The following is a 21,468-nucleotide window of genomic DNA, read 5'->3' as shown; positions in this document are numbered from 1 at the left end:
CAATTGAACAGACGTAGGAGAAAAGAGGAAAATGTTTATGCCCACGACGGATGTGCTCATCATTGGAGCCGGTATCGCCGGCCTGGGAGCCGCGCTCAAATTACAACGCCAGGGCTACCAGGTGACGATTCTGGAGGCACGCAACCACGCCGGGGGCCGTATTGCCACCGTGGAGCATCAGCAGCCTTCCTCTCATATAAACGGCGCAAGATCGAGCGCCTGGAGCGAACTGGGGGCCGAGTTCGTGCATGGCATGGAGCCACATCTACTCTCCCTCTTCAATGAGGCTGGACTCCTCCTCAATGAGGAGAGCGGCACCCTCTCTTTTATCCACTCGGGGCAGATATTCGACACGCACGAGGATGTGAAGGGAAGCGCGACCATCCTCGCGGCCCTATACGCCTACGTAGGGCCAGATTGCTCGGCGCAGGATTTTCTGCAACGGCATTTTGCCTCCAAGCACTGGCAACAAGCCCGTGCCCAGGTTGTCTCCTATATTGAAGGCTTTAACGCCGCCCGCCTGGAGGATGTCAGCGTCCACTGGCTCCAGCAGTGTCAGCACGCGGCCGACTCTATCAACGAAGAGCGCCAGTTTCGCCCCCTCTTCGGCTATAGTCGCCTGGTAGACTGGCTGGTACAACAGCTTGGAAGCGAGAATATCGTCTATGAACAGGAGGTGCAGCGGCTTAGCTGGTCTCCTGGCACCGTCGCGGTGCAGACGCGTAATGCTCAAGGCGAGAGAGAGAACTGGCAGGGGCACGCCACGATAGTCACGGTACCACTGGGAGTCTGGCAGGCTCCGGCAGGCGCACGCGGAGCTATCGCCTATGATCCGGACCTACCAGGCAAGTGGAAGGTGGCACAGGACCTGCGTATGGGGACCGCAATGCGCGTCGTCTTCCATTTCGATGATTTCTTCTGGGAACAGGAGGGAGAGCAACAGCAGACAGCGCTACCCGGCCTGGGCTTTCTGCGTAGCGATGACCCAAACTTTCCCGTATGGTGGACTCAGGCACCCCTGCGCGCGCCGACGCTGACGGCCTGGGTTGGTGGCACCCAGGCCCTGCCCCTGGTGGAGGCCGACGAAGCCTCGCTCGTTGAGCAGGCGCTTCAGGCCCTCTCACGCACAATTGGCCGTTCCGTCGAGACATTACAGTCTCACATTCTCTCTACCGCGACCCACAACTGGAGCCGCGATCCCTACTCACGTGGAGCTTACAGTTATGTCCCCGTCGGCGCCGTAGATGCTCCCGCCCGCCTGGCTGAGCCGCTTGAAAATACGCTCTTCTTCGCCGGCGAGGCCACCGATACGCTTGGCTTTACCGGAACAGTCCATAGCGCCCTCCTCACAGGCTACCGCGCCGCCAGCGAAGTCACTGCTGCCCTTCGGCCATCCTCCTCCCATTAATCCGCTCAGCACCTGCGGTGCTTCGTGCAGGGTAAAGGGGTGTGGTGGCGGATGGGCAAAGTCCATCCGCCACCACACCCCTTTACCAAGATAATCTCATCATTTTGCTTCCCACCTTTATGAGTTATCTTAAATCCTTCACAATACTCTCGTACTCAAGAGCGATGCGCGCGGCTTCGTCCAGATCACCACGGGCACGGGCATCCCAGTAGGTGACTTTAAACGAGAGGTAGCGTTGACGTATTTGCAGCCGCGCAATCTGCTTCCCCAATTCTTCGGCGTGTGCCTGAAACAGTTCTCGCTTTTCGACTGCCGTCTCGTCGCCCTGCTCGCGAAGTGTCAGATAGGTACGCATCTCTTCTATGCTCATGCCAACGGCACGCAAATTTGCCAGTGACTCTATAATCTGCACAGTGTCAGCACTATAGCGTCGATGACCACTGCTTGTATCACGCCCGACATCAGGCACAAGCCCTATCTCTTCGTAGTATCTGAGGGTTGGAATGCTCAACCCACTTCTTTGAGCCACTTCATGAATGGTGTATGTTTCTTGATGCCGAATAGATGATGTCTTATTCATATCCGTAGTATAAAAACCTCAAGTGCTTTAGGTCAAGAGCTTTCAGTGTTTCTCTTGAACGTTGTGAACCCCACGGGAGAGCCGCGTTCCTGCCCGACGCTGTTATAGCCCACTCAGCACCTGCGGCGCTTCATAATGGCCCATCACATCCAGCAAGCTCTGGAAGGCTTGAGATCGCCACTTCCGCTCCAGGTAGATCACCTGGGTATACAGATGGCTGGTGTACGCGAACGGAAGCGCCCGCAATTTTCCCTGCGCCACCTCCTCCTGCACCGTCACATATGGTAGGAACGCGATTCCCAGGCCACCCAGAACGCATTGCTTGATCGCTTCCAAACTATTGAACTCACAGGCGATCTGGTGCGTGATACTCGACTGCTTGAGTGCCTGGAGCAGTAAAGCGCGATAGGTGCATCCCTCTTCAGTGAGAATCAAACGCGCGTGCGCGAGATCCTGGACCTTCACTTCCGCCAACTGGCTGTATGGGGAGTCCGGTCGCGTAATGATGGCAAACTCCTCCTTACGCAACGGAACACACACCAGTTCCGGGTTCTCAGTAACACGATCCAGAATCAGGCCGAGGTCACATGCGCCATCTTTTACGGCTTGCACTATCGATGCCTCATTGCCAGATTGCAGCCCAATGATGATATCAGGATGCGTCTCGCGAAAGGTTTGGAGAACGGGCGGGAGATAGAAGGCGGCCAGTGTCTCAATGGTCCCAATCAAGAGCGTTCCCGTCTGTTGCTCAGCAATCCTGGCCCTGGCCTCAGCCTGCAAAGCCAGGATCTGGTGGGCATAGGGCAACAGCACTTCACCGGCCTGCGTCGGACGCATCCTTCTTCCATAGCGCTCAAAGAGCACGGCTCCATACTGCTCCTCTAACTTCTGAATCTGAGTGGTCACGCTGGGCTGCGAGTAGCCTAAGGCTTCGGCGGCGCGCGTAAAATTACCCCACTTCGCGACCTCACAAAAGGTTTGCAGGTAAATAAAATCCATCTATGGCCATCCATCAATATTCTTAATACTTTTCATCAAAGATTATAGCTAACGCTAATGCTTGCGTCTATGGTAAAGTACTCCTACACCAACCTGAACCATAAGTACGATTACAAAAGGAGTCAGAACCATGAGCACCACAAAGTCCCGTTTTTCTTTAGTGCTAGAAACACCAGTCGCCAGCCCGGAGGAGGCACAGCGCCACTTTCTCGCTAAACTCTCCGTAGAAACTGATGCCTCCGATGTACGCCTGGATCTGCAACGCGGTCAGGACAGCTTTCTACTGATTGATGCACGTGGTGCGCAGGATTTCGAGGAATGCCATATTCCAGGCTCGATCAGCCTTCCCTATCGCAAGATTACCGCTGAATCGACAGCCCATCTCTCCAAAGAAAAACCGCTGGTCGTCTATTGCTGGTCGCCTGGATGTAATGCCGCGACCAAAGCGACGGCAAGGCTGAGTGCCCTGGGCTTCGGCGTGAAAGAAATGATTGGAGGGATCGAATACTGGCGGCGCGAAGGCGGTGAGGTGGAGGGAACACTTGGCGACCAGGCGCCCCTCATTCGCTAGGAGAATGCCTGCTCGTTCGCGCTTTATCGTTCCGTGATCACCTTGGGCGAAAACCTGGCAGGTTTTCGCCGCAACCTGGCTTGAAATGAGCCGGTAGTAGTCTATAGATGGGAAACCAATGTCTTATCAGCAGCCCTGCCTCATTCGGGAAGCCGTACCCGACGATATCGAAGCGCTCATACAACTATGCGCGGAACATGCGGCCTATGAAGGTGCCAGATATAATCCCCAGGGCAAAGGGGAACAATTATCCTCCGCGCTCTTCTCGACGCCTCCGCGCCTGTATGCCTGGGTCATTGAACAGGATGGAAAACTACTTGGATACGCCACAGCCACACAGGAGTTCTCAACCTGGGATGCCGCTTCATTCTTGCATATGGACTGCCTGTATCTTCGAGAGAATACACGCGGTAGAGGGCTTGGGCCTCTGCTGGTCAAGGAGATCGCACACCTGGCACTCAAGTTAGGCTGCGTGAATGTACAATGGCAAACGCCTATATGGAATGAGCGAGCGATCAGCTTTTATCAGCGCCTGGGCGCGGAAGGCAGGCCGAAGATGCGCTTCAGTTTGCCTGGGCATACGTGAGCGTATGCATCCCCAGGCAACACACTTTTTTGTGGTGAGATGAGGGTGAACATTGACACGTCGGGGTTGTATCTCGACCCAGGAGATAAATCGACGCGCCCTAAACGTGGTGTCTATGGTATTATTCACCTGGAACATCTATAGATCGAAAATATTAGTGTGTTGCTGGTGTATTTCCCGATAAGGCGAAAGGGTGCCCTATGTTACTCTGGCTTGGTGACAAGCTGTACCGGACGCGGTGGTGGGTGGTTTTGTTGGCAGTTGTACTCACCGTTTTTATGGCTCTGTATGGTTTCCAGGTCTTTGATGCTCTGCGTGGCATTAATATCGAGGACCCACATAGCGAATCGGTTCAGGCACGCGATCTACTCAAAAACACCTTTGCCTCCAAAGGCAAGAATACTGATACAGTGCTGGTCCTGCTCAGCGATCCGCGCTTAGTGGCGACCGACCCGCAGTTTGCGCAGGCCGCGCAGCAATTAAGCGCAACCTTGAAGGCCCGCCCGGAGGTCTCGGCCTTCTCCTCCTATTACACGACTCACAGTTCTTCTTTTCTCTCGCACGACAAGCACCAGGCCTTGCTCTATATGGAGGTCAATACCAGCGCGGGCGGGACAAAGGTCTATGACGCCCTGACTCCACTGCTCAAGGCGCCTCCGCTACATGTCGACATAGGTGGCTCGCTGGCAACCGATATCCAATTTAACCAGCAATTGGAGCATGACCTGGCCTTTTCTGAGACCATCGCCCTGCCCCTGGTAGCCTTGCTACTGGTGCTCATTTTTAATGGGCTGGTCGCAGCGCTGCTCCCTTTGCTGATTGGTGGCTTCGCCATTGTTGGCTCGTTCGCGATCCTGCGCGTGATTACAACCTTTACCAGCGTCTCAAGCTTCGCCACGAATGTGATTACCATTATCGGGCTGGGCCTGGCGATTGACTACGCACTCTTTATCATTACCCGCTTCCGCGAGGAGCTGGCGAGCAATCCTGACCAGGTGAGCAGGGCCATTCAGCGTACGATGGCGACCGCCGGGCGCACCGTGCTCTTCTCCGGGCTGACGGTCTGCACCAGCCTGATAAGCCTGCTGATCTTTCCCCAGGATGTTCTGCGCTCGATAGGTATGGCCATGATCGCCTCGGCGCTGGTCGCGATGCTGGGGTCAATCACGCTTCTGCCCGCCATCCTGGCCCTGCTAGGGCATCGTGTGAACGCGCTCTCCATACAACGTCTCTTGCGTCGCCGCCAGCGTTCCGCCAGCGATACACGCCAGGGCGCCTGGTACCGCCTCTCCTACTTTGTGATGCGCTGGAGCATTCCCATTACGATTGTGGCTATTGCCTTTCTGCTACTACTGGGTACGCCCTTCCTGCATGCTTCATTCTCGCAGACCGATGAGCACTCGCTGCCCTTGAATGCCTCCTCGCGCATCGTAGTTGAACAGCTCAAGCAGAACTTCCCTGACCAGGACAACTCTCAGCTCACGATTGCCGTGCGCACGCCGGGGGATGCTCTGAGCACAGAGAACCTGGTAAAGCTCAATACCTATGTCAGCAAGCTCAAACAATTGAAGCATGTCACGAATGTGCAGAGCGTGGTCAGCCTGGTTCCCGGCCTGACGCTGGCGCAATATCAGCAGATCTACGCGCATCCAGCCTCAAATCCGCAAATCACAGAGGCTGCAAAACAACTGGCGAAGCAGAACGTAACCGAGATCATCTTGACGGCGAACCTGGATGCCAGCTCTGATGATGCCAGAAGCCTGGTTAAAGATGTGCGTGCTATCTCGCCACCCACAGGCTTGAGCCGGATGGTGGGTGGCACGCCAGCGGAAGAGGTGGACCAGTTCGCCAGCCTGCTGACGACGTTCCCCTACGCTCTGCTCCTGATGGGCGTGGCGATCTTTGTCCTGCTCTTCCTCATGACTGGCTCGCTGATTATGCCACTCAAGGCCATTCTCCTGAATACGCTCTCCCTGACCGCCACCTTTGGCGCGCTGGTCTGGATCTTTCAGGATGGGCACCTGCAAAACCTGTTACAGTTCAGAGCCTTTGGTAGCCTGGACAGCACTCAGCCCATCCTCATCTTTGCCATCGCCTTCGGCCTCTCGATGGACTACGAGGTCTTCCTGCTCAGTCGTATCAAGGAGCAATTTGATCGTAGCGGGGACAACCGCGAGAGCGTGGCGACCGGCCTGCAACGCACTGGCTGGCTGATTACCAGCGCTGCGCTTCTGCTGGCAATCGTCGTGGCAGCCTTCGCCTCCTCGCGCATCCTGGTCATTCAGGAGATTGGCGTCGGCATCTCGCTGGCTATCCTGATGGACGCGACCCTGGTGCGTGGCCTGCTGGTACCCGCGATGATGAACCTACTTGGAGCCTGGAACTGGTGGGCGCCTCGCCCCCTCCAAGTACTCTGGCAGCGCTTCGGCCTGCGCGAGTCCCTGGAGGATCAGCCCACAGGCACACTGTATACTCCAGAAGAAGAGGCCGCGCCCGTTTGAGGCCGCACCAAATATAAGAAATGGATACAAGCAGGGTGCCTTCCTACATGGGAAGGCACCCTGCTTGTATCCATCGTCTTACCAGCCAGCCGCGATGCCTTCGGCGCGGGGATCTGAGCCACCCTGCATAACGCCGGTGGCGAGATCGAAAATGATACCCTGGGCATAGCCCATGGTCGTGAGCCATGGCTTGCCCTCCTGTACCTCGTGTCCCAGGCTGCGCAGCGTATCGACCGTCTCGCTCGGGAAGCGGTTCTCCAGCAGCAGCATCTCGCCGCCGGTGCCATGGATGGCACCATGGACCCAGCGCGGCATTTCAATGGCCTGCTGCATATTCAGTCCATAGCGGGCAAGGGCCGTGTAGACCTGGAGGTGCGTCTGAGCCTGACCATCGCCGCCCATGCTACCAAAGACGATAGCGGGTCGCCCCTCGCGCAGGGCCATGGAGGGAATGAGCGTATGCAATGTACGCTTCCCAGGCGCCAGGGCATTGGCGGCAGACGGGTCCAGCGAGAAATACGCGCCCCGATTTTGCAGCACAATTCCCGTATCATCCACGACCACGCCGCTGCCAAAGCCCATATAGTTGCTCTGGATAAGCGAGACCACGTTGCCCTCGCGATCCGCCGCGCAGAGATAGACGGTATCACCCGTAAAACCGCCGGGAGCAACAGAAGCCTGCGCGCGCTGGGGATCGATCAGCGCACGCCTGCTTGCCAGATAATTGGCTTCAATAAGAGAGGCAGGATCGACGCGCATGTGCCCAAGATCAGTCAGGTAGGCCTGGCGATCAGCGAAGGCCAGCTTCTTGGCCTCAACCGCCAGGTGAACCGTTTCGGCGGAGAGAGGAGAGGCCCCGAGGGGAAGTTGATCCAGCATGCCCAGCATTTGCAGAGCCGTCACCCCCTGGGTATTGGGGGGAAGCTCATAGATATCCAGGCCCGCGAAAGGCACGCTCAAGGGCGTCACCCAATCGCTGCGATGGGCTGCCAGGTCCTCACGCGTAATCAAGCCACCCTCGCGGGCGAAGAAGCTGGCGATCTGCTCGGCAATGGCCCCCTGGTAGAAGGCCTCCGGCCCCTCTTTAGCGATGGTACGTAGCGTCCGCGCCAGCGTGGGGAAACGCATGATCGACCCATGGGCGGGTACGCTACCGTCAGGGAGAAAATGGGTATGCCAGGAACGGTGAACGTCGGGTCTGGCGCTGGCATTGGTCAGGGCCGTGTGCAGGTCGGGTCCAATGGCAAAGCCTTCTTCCGCGTAGGAGATCGCGGGTGACAGGGACGCACCTAATCCCAGGCGGCCAAAGCGTTGCGCAGCCTCGCCCCAGCCACTGGCACAGCCAGGTACAGTGACGGAGTGAATACCAAACACTGGCATGCGCTCATACCCCAGCTCATGATAGCGCTCAATGGTCGCGGTCCCAGCCGAGCGACCACTCCCATTTAAGCCGTAGAGCTTTCCACTAGCACCTTCATAGATAAGCATAAATACATCGCCGCCCAGACCACATACAAAGGGATAGACGACCTGGAGCATGGCACTCGCCGCGATGGCGGCATCAATCGCGTTGCCACCTGCCTTGAGGATATCTAACCCGGCTTCCGCTGCCAGATAGTGCGGGGCCGCAACCATACCCCGCCGGGCCAGGGTAGCCGGACGATGTTGAGGAAATGTCTGTGCTCCTGCTGTGAGGGCCAAGAGAAACCTCCTTTTACCACAAGCAATGCAAGACGCATTGAGATTACAAATATGCTGCTACTTAAGCAGGAATTTACCGAAGTATATCACATTCTTGTAGCAAGCAACTATTCTTTATTACTTTACAACTATTCTTTATTACTTTATATATAGGATATCTAGGAAAAGCTCTGCATTAAGCCTTGACAAAAGAAGCTTGACAAAGGTCGATTTTATATTATATTGTTAAAAACAAGCAAGTTGCATTTGCCTTTCTATCTTATTCCCCAGGCAAAAATTGTCAAATAAAGTCTGGCTCACTTGCTTTCTTCATGTTATCTTCTATTACAGAAACTGACAACTTTTTTTTGAGGTAACAACGTGGTTCCTCTTGTTATCATGTATTCTCAGCGTCTGCGACGCTTCGCATACTGGTGAGTGTGGTCGCTGGCTGGCGGAGCCAGCCAGCGACCACACTCACCAGTATGCATAGGTGAGCCATTAGTGCATCCGGCAAATGACACGGAGACCTGTAGGGTCCATGCTTGCATGGACCCTACGACTTGCCGGATGCATCGCCACGCAGTGGTGAGAAATTTTGAGAAGATAGCGTATCTTTATTTGGTGGTCAGAAAGGAATTTTTTATTAGAGACCTCATAGGCATGTCGTACTGTCTCGAAGTAGGGAGCCTCTCTGGCGGGGCAGGATCAGTTTCAAAGGAAGGAACCGAGCCGTGATACATTCTTTTTGGCGAAGAGGAGGCATGGGTCAGCCGAAGCTGCTCCTAACACTTTCTCTGCTCTTGAGCGCCCTGGCGCTGCTACTAGCAGCCTGCGGCGGCGACACCACGTCTAGCACCCAGAGCAAGACTGGTGGTAACCTAGCCGTCGGCTTAAACACAGATGTTGTAACGCTTGATCCAGTCAAATCGACGGCCCTTGTTGATCGGCAGGTAATGCTAAATATTTATGACACCCTGGTTCACGTCAATGAGCAGAATGCGCTCGTCCCTGACCTGGCGACCTCCTGGTCGTATTCCTCGCCCACGCAACTGGTGTTTACCCTGCGCACCGATGTAAAGTTCCAGGATGGCACACCTTTCAACGCGGATGCGGTTGTATTTAACATCAATCGTATCCTATCCAACCAATCATCGCCCCGTTATAGCGAGCTTTCAAGCGTCCAGTCGGTGCAGGCCCAGGATGCTTCACACGTAGTCTTCAATCTCAAGAAAGCCTTTTCGCCCTTGCTCGCAACCCTGAGCGACCGCGCTGGCATGATCTTATCACCAACGGCGGTTCAAAAACTGGGCGCGAACCTGGCAAATGCTCCTACCAATGCTGGCAGCGGGCCATTTATGTTTGGCGAATGGGCCAAAGGGGACCACCTCACGATCAAGAAGAACTCCTCTTACTGGCAAAAGGATGGTCAGGGGAAGGCGCTGCCCTACCTGGATACTGTGCGTTATCGTCCCATCACCAATGGCAGCCTGCGCTTCTCCAACCTGCAAACCGGGGCCATTAATCTTGCGGACGGGCTTGACCCGAACGATATCTCGTCGGCAAAATCCAACCCCGACCTGACCTATAAACAGGCACCAGCCTTGAGCTTCTTCGGCTTTATGCTCAACACAAAGGTCGCGCCCCTGGATAATCTCGATGTGCGCCAGGCTATCGAGTGGGGCGTTAACCGCCAGGAGATTCTGGATACCGTGCTCAAGGGCAATGGTGTTCTGTCAAGTGGCCCCATTTCACCGACTAGCTGGGCCTATGACAAAAACTTCAAGCCCTACACCTACGATATTAGCAAAGCGAAAGCCGCTCTGGCCAAAGCGGGAAAGACCAGCATCACCTTTACCCTGCTCGTCCCCAGTGGCTCGCCGCTCAATACACAGGAGGCACAGTTTATTCAATCCGAGCTGCAGCCAGCCGGGATTACCGTCAACATCAAACAGGAGACCTTTGCCACCATTCTGAGCGACACCAGCGCCCATAACTTCCAGGCAGCGCTGATTGGCTGGAGTGGGCGTCCCGATCCAGATGGCAACCTGTACTCGTGGTTCCATACAGGCGGCGGCAATAATAATATGCAGTACTCCAATCCCCAGACAGACCTCCTGCTGGAGAAGGCACGCGCCTCCAGCGATCAGCAAGAGCGCGCGACAGACTACCAGCAGGCGCAACAACTGATCTTGCAGGATGCCTCGTACATCTTTATCAACCACGGAGTCTCAGTCCAGGCAACGACCACCAGCGTCAAGAACTTCACGATCCAGCCAACAGGCATTTACAACTTTGCGACAGTAACCCTGGCCTCATAGGAACCTATTGAGTATGGCTGCCTGCTGGCTTCGCCGGCCAGGCAGCCATACTCAATATATATAACCTCAAAACTAGTGAAGGAGTACAGTGTGGCCCGCTATATCGCACAACGCTTACTTTTTATGCTTCCTGTAGCGTTGCTGGTCAGCTTTATGACTTTTATGACTATTCACCTTGTTCCGGGCGACCCGGCGCGTGTGCTACTCGGTGAGGACGCTACGCCCCCGGCCATCGCCGCCCTGCACCAGCAATTAGGGTTAGATAAACCGCTGCCCGAACAGTTTGGCACCTGGCTCTGGCAGGCTTTTCATGGCAACCTGGGGCAATCGATCCAGCTCCAGCAGCCGGTACTACAGTCGATCTGGCAACGGCTTCCCGCCAGCGCGGAACTGGGCCTTAGCGCGCTGCTCTTCTCCCTGCTGCTGGCCTTTCCCCTGGGCGTCTATGCCGCCACGCACCGCAATACCTGGATCGATTGGCTCGTCAATATCGTCAGCTTGCTTGGCACGGCTACCCCTGCCTTCGTCCTGGGCTTGTTTCTCTTGCTCTTATTTGCCGTAAACCTGCGCATCTTTCCTCCAGGTGGCTATATCTCCTTTCAAGAGGACCCGGCAGGCAACCTACGCTACCTTATTTTACCTATGATAACGCTGGGCGCTGGATCTATCGCAGTCAATATGCGCCAGATCAGGGCCAGCATGATCGAGGTATTGAGCCAGGACTATGTGCGTACCGCGCGCGCGAAGGGCTTGAGAGAGCGCACAATACTCTATACTCATGCCTTGCGCAACGCCATCATCCCCGTGCTCACGATTATAGGCTTACAGGTAGGCGCGATTCTGGCGGGTACCTTCGCCATAGAGACCATTTTTCTCTGGCCTGGTATTGGTCAACTGGCTGTGACCAGCATCCTCTCCAAGGACTACCCAGTCGTTCAAGGAGTTGTGCTGCTCTCTGCCCTTTCGTATATGGCAGCCAATTTGCTCGTCGATGTCGGCTATGCAGTCCTTGACCCGCGCATAGGCTTCGAGGCGAAGTGACGGTTGTATGCAAGGAGAGAAATATATGAGTGTACCAACAAGCCTGGAGAGCGAGACGCAGGCTGACCCACCCGGCAAGAGAGAGAAAGCCGGTTCGGGTGCTAAGCAATTGCTGGACGCCCTGCGGCAAGATCCCCGCTGGTGGTGTGGCCTAATCCTGCTCCTCTTCATCCTGATAGCCATCTTCGCACCCATCCTTAGTCCTTATTCTCCAATAATCTATAATCCCACGCACACAGCCCAGGGACCCAGCGGTGCGCATCTGCTTGGCACAGATGAGCTTGGCCGGGATCAGCTCAGCCGTATCTTCTATGGCACGCGTATCTCACTCTCGGTCGCGGCGATTACGATTCTGCTGGGAGGCGTCTGTGGCACCATTCTTGGCGTCCTCGCCGCCTATAATAAGGGCTGGGTCGACCAGGTCATTACCATGCTGGTAGATGCCTTACTCGCCTTTCCATCGCTGGTCCTGGCCCTGGCTCTGGTTACCGCGCTAGGGCCCAGCCTGATCAACCTGGTCATCGCGCTAGCCGTGGTACGTATCCCTATCTACGCCCGTATCGCCCGGGGTCAAACGCTCCAGATAGTGGCCCAGGACTACGTCACCGCCGCGCGTGTGAGCGGCACCAGAACCTGGAAGATCCTGGCGCGCCACATCATTCCCAATATTTTTAGTCCTCTGTTGGTCCAGGCCACGCTTTCCATCTCCTTCGCCATTCTTGACGAATCGGTGCTGAGCTTCCTGGGACTCGGTGTACAACCACCCACGCCCGAATGGGGCGCGATGGTCAGCGAGGCCCAACCCTTTCTGCGCACCGATCCCTGGATGATGCTTGGGCCTGCCCTGACCATCGTGATTGTGCTCATCAGCCTCAATCTCTTTGGCGATGCCATACGCGATCACCTTGATCCACGCACAAGCACACGGCGGCTGGAGCGGCTCTAACCGTTATGAAGCGCTACTAGCGACAAGGTCGGCAAGGCGATCTACCTGGTCGAGATCAGCGAGGCAGGGCCAGAGGCAGAGCTCATCCACACCCTTGTCGCTAAAGCCTTTGATCGTTGCCTTCACTGCCTCGGGCGTTGAGGAGGCCGATTGAATGATCTTCTCGACCTCAAGAGCCATATCGAAGCCTGAGCAAACGATACAAGAAACCGAAACCTCGGTCTGCTCGCCTCACTCTGACGATCTTGTTTGGTGGCGGAGAAACGTCCCCATCTGCTCAAGTGATTGCTGTCCTTCAGGTAAGACGGAAGAGAAGTTCTGGAAGACGTGCCACATGCCCTCCCAGACGGTCAGCTCGACCGGAACCTGCGCGGCTCTGGCATGGTCTGCGACCTGGAGGGAGTCATCCAAAAATACTTCGTCCTGACCGACATCAATCCGCAAGGGTGGAAAGCCGCGCAGGTCGGCGTAGATCGGTGAAATCAGTGGATGGTGGAGATCTTCCGTGCCCGCATAGAAGCTCGCCAGCGCATTAATCGCCTTTCCAGTAAACGTGGGATCGGTTGCATCACGCGTCGTCCGACTCTCAACCGTACCTACCAGGTCGGTCCAGGGTGAGAGGAGTGCTGCCCCCGCTGGCATGGGCACGTCCTTTTCACGCATGACTTGCAGCAAGGCCAGGATCAAGCCACCACCTGCGGAGTCACCGGCCAGCACGAGATGCTCAGGTCTGGTCCCATTGGCAAGCAACCAGCGATAGGCGGTCAACGCATCGTCAAGCGCGGCAGGAAAGACATGCTCGGGGGCGCGCCGATACTCAATGAACAGGCTGCGCATCCCTGCCGCGGCAGCCAAGCGTGTGACCAGATCCCGATGCGATGTGAGCGAACCAAGCATATAGTTTCCACCATGCAGATACAGCATCATGCGTTCTGCGTCGGCCTCAGGTGGACTGATCCATGCTGCTGGGACGCCACTCACGTCTACAGACTCTATACGCGTTCCTTCTAGCAATGGGAGAGGATGCCCGACAACGTTTTCGATGAACGATTCAAAGGCGACACGCTGCTCGGCCAATGATAATGGCGAGCGCGGGGCAGTTTTACGGGACAACAAATAGCTGCGAATCTGCATGCTTTCTGGACTAGGCATAAAGATAACCTCCTGTTTTATGGTTATTTTCACCAAAAACTCATAATTATTAGTTATTGCTCTCTTTAATCGTTGATTGCCTGATACGTCAGCGTCAAAAAATCATCGCCAATCTTGCTGCGCCAATCTGCAGCTACGATAGCATTCTGGAACTGAAGCAGGATGAGCGCCACCAGGTCCTCTCGAGGGTCCACGTACCACGCTGTACCCAGGCCGCCCGGCCAGCCGAAGGTGCCGGCGCTGGGGCCTAATCCAGTCTGTTTTGTCACCACCTGGACGCCATAGCCAAATCCCCGATTGGCCCACATCTCGTTCGTGCTCAAAGCAAAAGTGGCATGAGTATGCTGCTCAGGCGTGAGATAGTCTGTCGTCATGGCCTCCACCATCTTGCGCGAGAGGACGCGTACCCCATCCAATGCACCTTTCCCCAGCAACATGCGCGCGAAACGCAGGTAGTCGTCAGCGGTGGAAACCAGGCCAGCTCCCCCGGATGCGAAGAGCGGCGGTTCAGCCCAGCCCGTCATCTGGGGATGATCTAGCACGACAAGCCCTCCCTCAGGCGCGGGTCCGTAGAGAACAGCAAGGCGGTTCCGTTTTTCGGGTGGCACAACAAAGCTGGTATCCACCATACCCAACGGTTCAAAGATGCGTTCACGCAGAGCTACTTCCAGCGGTTTTCCTGTGACACGCGTGAGCAGGATACCCAGGATGTCCGAGGCCGTATGATAGAGCCAGCGCGAGCCAGGCTCATAGGCCAGAGGAAATTCGCCGATGCGGGCTATCCATGCGTCAGGGGCCAGGTGCTCCGCGTTTGGGATCTGGAGTGCATTTGCTATCGGGGCGGCAGTCAACGCAAGGAGGCTGGACCCAAGACTGGATTTTCCCCACCCAATACCAGGACGGTAGGTCAAAAGGTCGTGCAAGGTGATCGCGCGCGGAGAAGGATAGACATTTTCTGGCGAGCCATTCGGGTCACGCATCACCATGCGGTTGGCGAGTTCTGGCAGCCACTTGTCCACTGGATCGAAGAGGCGGAGCTTGCCTTCTTCGACGAGTGTCAGGGCGGCCACTGCGATTATTGGTTTGGTCATCGAGGCAAGACGCACGATGGTATCCCGCTGGATGGGAAGCCTCGCCTCCTTATCCTGCCAGCCAATAGTGTCGACATGCGCCAGTTCGCCGTGTCGATGGATGAGCGTGATGATTCCTGCGAACTCGTCTCGCTCGACATACCCTTCCAAAGCTTTGCTCAGACGACCCAGACGTTCTTGTGAGAACCCGCTGCGGTGTAAATTGCTTGTAATATTCACATAAATCTCCTGTATGTTCATACTATTTTTCTGCAGTCTCGTATGACGTTTCGCTTGTCTCAAGGGCGAGCAATGACAAGCTCAGAGAACGGATCTTCAAAAGCACCCCATAAAGATCTGCCTGGTCTTTGAGGACACCTGAGAGCAGGGTTGTGCCGTTCGCTTCGTGCATAATGTGTAGTTCCTCCAACGATTGCTGCCAGGATGGGTCGAGATGTCCTTTAATGCGAATGTGGCAGTGCATAACTCTGTATTCCTTCCATTCCAGTTCCTTCTCCTGTGGAAATGATACGGTGCAGCAGCGGAGAGCACAGTACACGAAGGTTCACCTTGAGGTACCATTTGTCGCGAGGTTGGGAAAAAAGTTGGGAGAAAAAACCAGGGCGCGCGGAAGAGGAGCAGAGGCTAAAGTAAAGATAGCTCACGCGCCCGCGCGACCGCATGGGTTCTATTCTCTGCGTTCAGCTTCATCAGCAGACCACTCACATGTTTCTTGACCGTCGTGAGGGAAATCACTAGTTGCTTCGCGATCTCTTGATTGCTGGCTCCTATAGAAAGAAGCTGCAAGACCTCCTGCTCGCGCGCAGTGAGAGGTTCGATGAGCGTGTTTGTGGGAGTGATGCTCGGAGGGTGTTGTGGTTGGTGTTTTGCAGGGACAGTGGAGGAGCTATCTGCTCGTGGAGCAACCTCCTGCTCGAAAGCCGCGAGGAGATGGGCAATATACTCCCTGGGAAAAGTGGCGGCCCCCTCTTCAGGATGATGCGCTGTTCCCTGCAACGTCTTGAGGAACTGGCGCATCGGCTCACCCTCATCCAGATAGACGCGCATGTAGCCTTCTGATTCCGTGAGCGAGAACAGACGAGCCGCGACCTGACAGGCTTGTGAATGCTTGTCAGCTTGATGCAGTGCCAGAGCATACAGTGCGAGAAATGGGATGGTGGTGAGCATGTCTTCATGCTGATCTAGATACGCGCGGAAGCGTTCCAGTGTCTCCATCGCCTGAGTATATCGGTGTTGAGCGAGGTAGACGCGAATCAGCGCAAAGAACTCATCCGTACGAAGAATGTCCCATGCATCCGGGTGGAACACCAGCTGGGCAGCCCAGTCACCCGCTGCTGCCAGGTTGCCAGTTGCCAACCACCATTGCAGACGAGTTGCTATCAGCACCGACTCGCGAACAACAAATCCCCGCTGTTGCAAATGTTCTAGCTCCTGGAGCGCTTGTTCGGCTCCAGGCAGATTCCCCGCTGCCAGTTCAATCTCGACCAGTAGCTGATACCCCCACGTTAGCATATCGACCTGCTGCCAGAAGGTCGCGTGCTGGAGCAAGGGCTGAAGCGTGGTGCGTGCTTCGGTCAGCCGATTCCACTGGTAAAGAATGGTTCCCTGATGATACGAAAAATAGACGGCCAGGAAGGCAGGCCCATCAACCTGCGCGATCAGGTCGTGTGCCGCGAGCGATTCCTGGTACGCCTGGCGCAATTGTCCCGCGTGCCGATAGACGTGGGTCAACCAGTGCATCACCTGGATGGTTACAAAGCGGTCGCGTGTCCGCCTTACTCGCTGTTTTGCCTCCAGGAGGAGCGGGATGAGAGAGGTGCCTTCGTGCAGAAGAATGGCGCGGAATATGAAGGTGACGGAGAGTGGGATCATTTGCCAGATCGGCTCATCGTCCCTTTCCAGATGCTGCATCTGCTGATACCGTAGGTGCAACTGCGCCGGGTCGTTGCGGAAAATAGCATCTTCCGCAGCGCTCCACGCGCGCAGGACGTGCAAACGTTGCTGAAGCAAGGCTTCATCTGCTCTTGATCTTACTGGTAATCCTGGCCCATCCCCCTGCGATTGGAGGGCTTCTTCCACGCGTGTCATCATCTGCTCCGTCTGCATACGTGCTCTGCGGCGTTGTTCCTGGCTGGTCGAAGCGAAGGCGTTGAGCAGATAGAGCGCGGCGGTCAACACAAAATGGGCATGCTCGCGCACCACTGTGTCAGGGAGTGCCATCACCCAACGATGGAGAGTCTGGACCTCCCCATGCCACCAGGCCTGCTGAGCTGCACGCTCCATCAGAGAGGCCGCAGAGGAGAAATCCCCTGCGGCAAGCTTGTGGGCGATGGCCTCCCGCAACTCACCCTGCTTCTCATACCAGTGCGCTGCCTGCTGATGCAAGTGGACGACGAGTGCGGGTTGCGTGGCGCGCACATGAGCGAGGAGTGCTTCGCGGAAAAGATCATGCAAGCGATACCAGTGTCGTTCTTCATCCAAAGGGATTAGGAAGAGATTGGCGCGTTCGAGCGTTTCTAGTAGTTTCTGGCTGGTCGGTTCTGCGGTGACCGCCTGACAGAGGTCCGCATTCAGGCGAGAAAGCACCGAGACGCGCAGCAGAAAGTTCTGGAGAGGAGCGTCCAGGTGGGAGAGGATCTCCTCCTGAATGTAATCCAGCAGATAGCGCTGACTTCCGGTAAAGGCTCGGACAAAGGCCGCATGATCCTCTCGTTGTTGCAGGGCGAGCGCTGCCAGTTGCAATCCCGCAATCCAGCCTTCGGTCCGCTGTCCCAGGACACTCACCTCTTCTTGCGAGAGGGTGAGCTTCATGGCTCTATTCAAGAAGTGGGTCGCTTCAGCTTTGTGAAAACGGAGATCGGCGTCACGTAGTTCACGCATCTGGCCTCGAACACGCAGCCGGGAGAGGGAGAGTGGTGGATCAACACGACTGGCCAGCACGAGATGCACCTGGGCAGGCACATGTTCAAGCCAGAACAGCACCGTTTCGTGAATGGCCTGCTCTTCAACCACATGATAATCATCCAGGATCAAGACGATTTCCTCAGCTAGCTCTGTCAGTTCATTGAGGAGGGTAGCGAGCACCGTCGAGAGATGCGGAAGCTGCGGCGAGTGCAACATGCTGAGCGCGACCTCACCGATCGAGGGCTGACACGTTTGCAGAGCCATGATGACCGAAACCCAGAAGCGGGTGGGGTCATTGTCAGTCTCATCGAGGGATAGCCAGGCAATCTTGCGGGACGAGGCCGCAGAGCGAGCCACCCAGGCCGAGAGCAGGGTGGTTTTCCCACTTCCGGCAGAGGCGGAGAGCAAGAGCAGTCGGAGAGAAAGTATCGTATCTACTTCATTGAGCAAGCGCTCGCGCTCGACAAGTGTAATAGGCACGGGTGGATGCATAAGCTTGGTCAAGAGTGGTGCCATCCTGTGTTCAATCTGGCGCGGAGTGACAGAACTGGCTGTGGGCGACATCTGAGGCGAGGCAGAGCGTGTCAGAACGTGTGCCACCTCTTCCAGGCGCGCGAATGTGACGTTGGCCGTCTGTCCAAGATAGCGTTTCGAGGTACGGTTGGCGGCGGTGTGGTAGGCATACCAATAATGGCCTCCTCGTGGCCGGGCCTCTTTGTAGACATTGAGACGGCCAGAACGACCCTGGAAAGCAAACGAGGTGGCAACTTCGAGCCAGGCCAACCACAGAGACTCGTCTCCCTGGCGAAAACGCTGCTCCAGATGACCGGAGGTATACAACTCATAGAGGGTCTGATCGGCAGACCAGAGAAGTGCGTGAAGTGGTGACCTCGGCATACGACCTTTCTTTTCTTGCGTTGTTCCCAACACACCGCGTGTTCCTCCCAACATCGAGAAGTATAGCAGAGGCAATGGCAGCAAACAAGGAGCACTTCGCATTCGGAATCTCGCCGATCACCTCAGCCCATATCAACCTGCATGGCTCGCACCATCTGGACTTACAGGTCCCAAAAAAGCGGAACGGGCAGCTGCGCCCCTTACGGACGCCCCAGCTGTTCTAAAGAGGCTACTGAGGCGCTTAGCGTTGTGGAGATCTCTCACTTTTGGGCTCGCTGAGGGCTTAGCGTTGTAAATTTCTCCGGCGGGCCTAAGAGGCCACGTTGCAGTGAGAAGACTTAAAGAGACACGAAAAGAGAACCGTTTCGGCGTCTTATTTAGAGAAATACACACTCATGAATTCAATTGAGTGCCGAACATGCAAAAGAATTCAAACACATTTTATGGTTACTCAAATCAGGTCGCCAACGTGTGCGGCTTGTTGTTTGCTTGAAAGGAGAAAACCTTGACACACCCAAGCCATGCTGGCAGAAACTTCAGGTCGCTGTCTGTGCACGACCTGCTGGATGCGCGGGATGCCTATCATGTACACCTGGCAAACCTGGAGAATGTGGTCGCGACCGCCATTGGCCTTTACCGCATTCGCCAGGATGATCCCGACGCGCACACACCTGTAAAGCAAACAGAATGGCGCCACCGTCATCAATCTCCCGAGCGCACGCTGGAGAATACCATCGTCCAACCCTGGTCCTGGCCCTGCGTGCTCGTCTTCGTTAAAGAATGGCAGACTCAACAAGCCTTGATCGAGGCGGACCCGGACCAGGTAGTGCCACGCTTCCTCTATCTCCCAGATGGCCGTATCGTTCCCACCTGCGTGATCCTGGCTCCGGAGCAGCAAGAGGCGCCTCCATCCCTGCGAGATGTGGCCTTCCCTCATGACATGCTCGGAGGAGGCTATCCACTCGTGACCGATACACAAGGACATGAGCACATAGGTTCAGCCGGTTGCCTGGTTACAGACGGCAATAACATCTATGTCCTGACCAATCAGCATGTGAGTGGAGAGCCGGGCAATACTGTCTACACCATTTCTAATGGACAACGGCAGGCAATTGGCCAGGCAATTACAAATCAGTTGCGCAAAAGGGGCTTCGCAGAGGTTTATCCCGACTGGTCCGGGACAAATGCCTACCTCAACCTGGACGCGGGGCTTATTCGTATCGAGGATCTCAGCAAGTGGACAGCGCAGATCTTTGGCCTGGGCGAGCTGGGTGCGCCTGTGAATCTGAATCCTGAGAATATCTCCCTGGACCTCATCGGCCTCCCCGTCTGCGCGCATGGCGCGGCTTCAGGCAAAATGTATGGTGAGATCCAGGCCCTCTTCTACCGCTACTGCTCCATGGGAGGCTTTGACTATGTCAGTGAGCTTCTGATCGGCTCCCGTCCGGGACAGCCAGCCCTCCAGACTATGCCTGGCGATTCAGGAACCATCTGGTGTCTTGATCCTGATCACGCTCCGGGGCAACAGAAATCAGGAGGTAGCCCCATCAAGGCGCCTACCCTCCTGCGTCCCCTGGCGCTTCAATGGGGCGGGCATGTAGTTCAGGAAGCACAGGGGAGCGCGCAACTTCGCTTCGCCCTGGCAAGTTGCCTGAGCATTGTATGCCATGAACTTGATGTGGACCTTGTCACTAGCTGGAATACGGGGCATCGCGAATACTGGGGCGAGGTTGGTCATTATAAAATCGCGGGCAGCGCCTGTGACATCCTCCAATCACCCAACCTCAAGACGCTGATGAGTAATAATAAAGACGCTATCGCCTTCGGAGATGATCAACTGGTACAGGGGACAACCCATATTCATGGTGGCGGGCAATTTGTCCCCCTGGCCGACGTGGCTGACCTGGTATGGAGGACAACGCGACCCCAGGATGAATCCAACCACTTCGCCGACATGGACCAACCTGGGCAGGGGGCCTTTGACGGGCAAACGCTGCTCGATCTGTGCCGGGACGAACGCAACGTCAGTATCGGGCTCTGGAACAACTTCTATGACGCGCTCAACATGGATGCCAAGCGCGGCGCCTTACCCTTCCGCGTCTGGCAGATGTACGATGAAATGGTGACGGCCTTAAAGCAGCAAGATGTCGCGAGCTTCGTCTGTATCGCGGGCACGATGGCCCACTATGTGGGCGACGCCTGCCAGCCACTGCATGTCTCCTACCTGCACCATGGACACCCAGACCAGCCATCTGAGCATGGCGTACATAGCGCCTACGAGACAGCCATGGTCAATCGCTTTACCGCCGAGATTGTGGATGGCGTCAACCAGAAATTGGCGGGTATCACGCTCAACCCACCCATTGCAGGGGGCAAACAGGCGGCACTGGCCGTTATCGCCATGATGCGCCACAGCCTTCAGTTCTTACCGCCCGAGACTATTATTGCCGCCTACAACACCGGGAGCCAGATGCACAACAGTCTGAACTACATGTGGCAGCAGCTAGGCGAGCAGACCATACAATTGATGGTGGACGGAGCACAATGCCTGGCCTCCATCTGGGAGTCGGCCTGGCGCGAAGCCACGGGCGAACAAAGCATTCCCAGCACGGCTCTGACAGCCATCCCAACCAAGCAGCTACAGCAACTATATTCCCAGCCTGGTCTCGCGCCCTCCTACCAGCTCCAGGACCCTCGCTTCGCTCAGGAGCTGGCCACAACGCCAGCAGACACGACAAGCCAGGTCCCTGCTTAGCAGGCACAAATGCATCCGACAAAATGTAGGGTCCAA

Annotated in this window: 16 protein-coding genes; 8 read left to right on the top strand and 8 right to left on the bottom strand. The window is 56.1% G+C overall.

The features are described from left to right. Positions 1-37: 37 nt before the first annotated feature. Positions 38-1,408, top strand: a complete 1,371-nt coding sequence (locus tag KTE_RS45280; protein WP_201393897.1) for an NAD(P)/FAD-dependent oxidoreductase — start codon at positions 38-40, stop codon at positions 1,406-1,408. Between the two features lie 124 nt (positions 1,409-1,532). Here the strand turns inward: KTE_RS45280 and KTE_RS45275 are convergent, their stop codons facing one another. Together KTE_RS45275 and KTE_RS45270 are read right to left on the bottom strand one after the other, a co-directional pair. Then, positions 1,533-1,988 carry a MerR family transcriptional regulator gene (locus KTE_RS45275; RefSeq protein WP_201393894.1) on the bottom strand — a complete coding sequence of 152 codons (456 nt, stop codon included), beginning with the start codon at positions 1,986-1,988 and terminating at the stop codon, positions 1,533-1,535. A 102-nt stretch (positions 1,989-2,090) separates the two neighbouring features. Continuing rightward, complete coding sequence (locus KTE_RS45270) at positions 2,091-2,987, bottom strand: LysR family transcriptional regulator (protein WP_201393892.1); 897 nt, start codon at positions 2,985-2,987, stop codon at positions 2,091-2,093. A gap of 130 nt (positions 2,988-3,117) precedes the next feature. Between KTE_RS45270 and KTE_RS45265 the strand changes: the two genes are divergently transcribed. From KTE_RS45265 to KTE_RS45255, 3 genes are all read left to right on the top strand, one after another. Then, positions 3,118-3,558: a rhodanese-like domain-containing protein gene (locus tag KTE_RS45265; RefSeq protein ID WP_201393890.1), complete on the top strand. Its 441-nt coding sequence runs from the start codon at positions 3,118-3,120 to the stop codon at positions 3,556-3,558. A gap of 118 nt (positions 3,559-3,676) precedes the next feature. Beyond that, positions 3,677-4,144: a GNAT family N-acetyltransferase gene (locus KTE_RS45260; RefSeq protein WP_201393888.1), complete on the top strand. Its 468-nt coding sequence runs from the start codon at positions 3,677-3,679 to the stop codon at positions 4,142-4,144. A 200-nt stretch (positions 4,145-4,344) separates the two neighbouring features. Further along, positions 4,345-6,645, top strand: a complete 2,301-nt coding sequence (locus KTE_RS45255) for an MMPL family transporter (RefSeq protein ID WP_201393887.1) — start codon at positions 4,345-4,347, stop codon at positions 6,643-6,645. Between the two features lie 78 nt (positions 6,646-6,723). On the opposite strand, the gene ggt is transcribed toward KTE_RS45255, so the two are convergent. Beyond that, positions 6,724-8,346 carry a gamma-glutamyltransferase gene (ggt, locus tag KTE_RS45250; protein ID WP_201393886.1) on the bottom strand — a complete coding sequence of 541 codons (1,623 nt, stop codon included), beginning with the start codon at positions 8,344-8,346 and terminating at the stop codon, positions 6,724-6,726. A gap of 743 nt (positions 8,347-9,089) precedes the next feature. On the opposite strand from ggt, the gene KTE_RS45245 reads away from it, so the two are divergent. The 3 genes from KTE_RS45245 to KTE_RS45235 all read left to right on the top strand — a co-directional run bounded on the left by KTE_RS45245 (position 9,090) and on the right by KTE_RS45235 (position 12,633). After that, positions 9,090-10,646 carry an ABC transporter substrate-binding protein gene (locus tag KTE_RS45245; RefSeq protein WP_236601017.1) on the top strand — a complete coding sequence of 519 codons (1,557 nt, stop codon included), beginning with the start codon at positions 9,090-9,092 and terminating at the stop codon, positions 10,644-10,646. A gap of 90 nt (positions 10,647-10,736) precedes the next feature. Beyond that, positions 10,737-11,687 (top strand): ABC transporter permease, encoded by a 951-nt coding sequence (locus tag KTE_RS45240; protein ID WP_201393884.1) that lies wholly within the window; start codon positions 10,737-10,739, stop codon positions 11,685-11,687. Between the two features lie 25 nt (positions 11,688-11,712). Further along, positions 11,713-12,633: an ABC transporter permease gene (locus tag KTE_RS45235; protein WP_201393883.1), complete on the top strand. Its 921-nt coding sequence runs from the start codon at positions 11,713-11,715 to the stop codon at positions 12,631-12,633. Positions 12,634-12,636: 3 nt separating this feature from the next. Here KTE_RS45235 and KTE_RS45230 read toward each other — a convergent pair whose 3' ends face one another. The 5 genes from KTE_RS45230 to KTE_RS45210 form a co-directional block, all read right to left on the bottom strand. Next, positions 12,637-12,813: a hypothetical protein gene (locus KTE_RS45230; protein ID WP_201393882.1), complete on the bottom strand. Its 177-nt coding sequence runs from the start codon at positions 12,811-12,813 to the stop codon at positions 12,637-12,639. A gap of 51 nt (positions 12,814-12,864) precedes the next feature. Then, positions 12,865-13,785, bottom strand: coding sequence for an alpha/beta hydrolase (locus tag KTE_RS45225; RefSeq protein WP_201393881.1), 921 nt, complete (start codon positions 13,783-13,785; stop codon positions 12,865-12,867). 65 nt (positions 13,786-13,850) lie between these two features. Then, positions 13,851-15,095, bottom strand: a complete 1,245-nt coding sequence (locus KTE_RS45220; protein WP_201393879.1) for a serine hydrolase — start codon at positions 15,093-15,095, stop codon at positions 13,851-13,853. Between the two features lie 22 nt (positions 15,096-15,117). Next, the gene (locus KTE_RS45215) at positions 15,118-15,339 is read right to left on the bottom strand and encodes a hypothetical protein (RefSeq protein WP_201393877.1); all 222 of its coding nucleotides are present in this window, start codon (positions 15,337-15,339) and stop codon (positions 15,118-15,120) included. Positions 15,340-15,500: 161 nt separating this feature from the next. Next, on the bottom strand, positions 15,501-18,677 hold the full coding sequence (locus KTE_RS45210) for a LuxR C-terminal-related transcriptional regulator (RefSeq protein ID WP_201393875.1): 3,177 nt from the start codon (positions 18,675-18,677) through the stop codon (positions 15,501-15,503). A 505-nt stretch (positions 18,678-19,182) separates the two neighbouring features. Between KTE_RS45210 and KTE_RS45205 the strand changes: the two genes are divergently transcribed. Continuing rightward, positions 19,183-21,432 (top strand): hypothetical protein, encoded by a 2,250-nt coding sequence (locus KTE_RS45205; protein ID WP_201393873.1) that lies wholly within the window; start codon positions 19,183-19,185, stop codon positions 21,430-21,432. Positions 21,433-21,468: the final 36 nt, after the last annotated feature.

This window comes from Ktedonobacter sp. SOSP1-85 (assembly GCF_016587415.1).
GTDB lineage: Bacteria > Chloroflexota > Ktedonobacteria > Ktedonobacterales > Ktedonobacteraceae > Ktedonobacter.
This window is presented reverse-complemented; position numbering and strand designations above follow the sequence as displayed.

What these genes read in the sequence shown, in the direction of transcription:
- KTE_RS45280 (WP_201393897.1), top strand. Translation starts at nt 38, where the DNA reads ATGCCCACGACGGATGTGCTCATCATTGGAGCCGGTATCGCCGGCCTG.
- KTE_RS45275 (WP_201393894.1), bottom strand. Translation starts at nt 1,988, where the DNA reads ATGAATAAGACATCATCTATTCGGCATCAAGAAACATACACCATTCAT.
- KTE_RS45270 (WP_201393892.1), bottom strand. Translation starts at nt 2,987, where the DNA reads ATGGATTTTATTTACCTGCAAACCTTTTGTGAGGTCGCGAAGTGGGGT.
- KTE_RS45265 (WP_201393890.1), top strand. Translation starts at nt 3,118, where the DNA reads ATGAGCACCACAAAGTCCCGTTTTTCTTTAGTGCTAGAAACACCAGTC.
- KTE_RS45260 (WP_201393888.1), top strand. Translation starts at nt 3,677, where the DNA reads ATGTCTTATCAGCAGCCCTGCCTCATTCGGGAAGCCGTACCCGACGAT.
- KTE_RS45255 (WP_201393887.1), top strand. Translation starts at nt 4,345, where the DNA reads ATGTTACTCTGGCTTGGTGACAAGCTGTACCGGACGCGGTGGTGGGTG.
- KTE_RS45245 (WP_236601017.1), top strand. Translation starts at nt 9,090, where the DNA reads ATGGGTCAGCCGAAGCTGCTCCTAACACTTTCTCTGCTCTTGAGCGCC.
- KTE_RS45235 (WP_201393883.1), top strand. Translation starts at nt 11,713, where the DNA reads ATGAGTGTACCAACAAGCCTGGAGAGCGAGACGCAGGCTGACCCACCC.
- KTE_RS45230 (WP_201393882.1), bottom strand. Translation starts at nt 12,813, where the DNA reads ATGGCTCTTGAGGTCGAGAAGATCATTCAATCGGCCTCCTCAACGCCC.
- KTE_RS45225 (WP_201393881.1), bottom strand. Translation starts at nt 13,785, where the DNA reads ATGCCTAGTCCAGAAAGCATGCAGATTCGCAGCTATTTGTTGTCCCGT.
- KTE_RS45215 (WP_201393877.1), bottom strand. Translation starts at nt 15,339, where the DNA reads ATGCACTGCCACATTCGCATTAAAGGACATCTCGACCCATCCTGGCAG.
- KTE_RS45210 (WP_201393875.1), bottom strand. Translation starts at nt 18,677, where the DNA reads ATGCCGAGGTCACCACTTCACGCACTTCTCTGGTCTGCCGATCAGACC.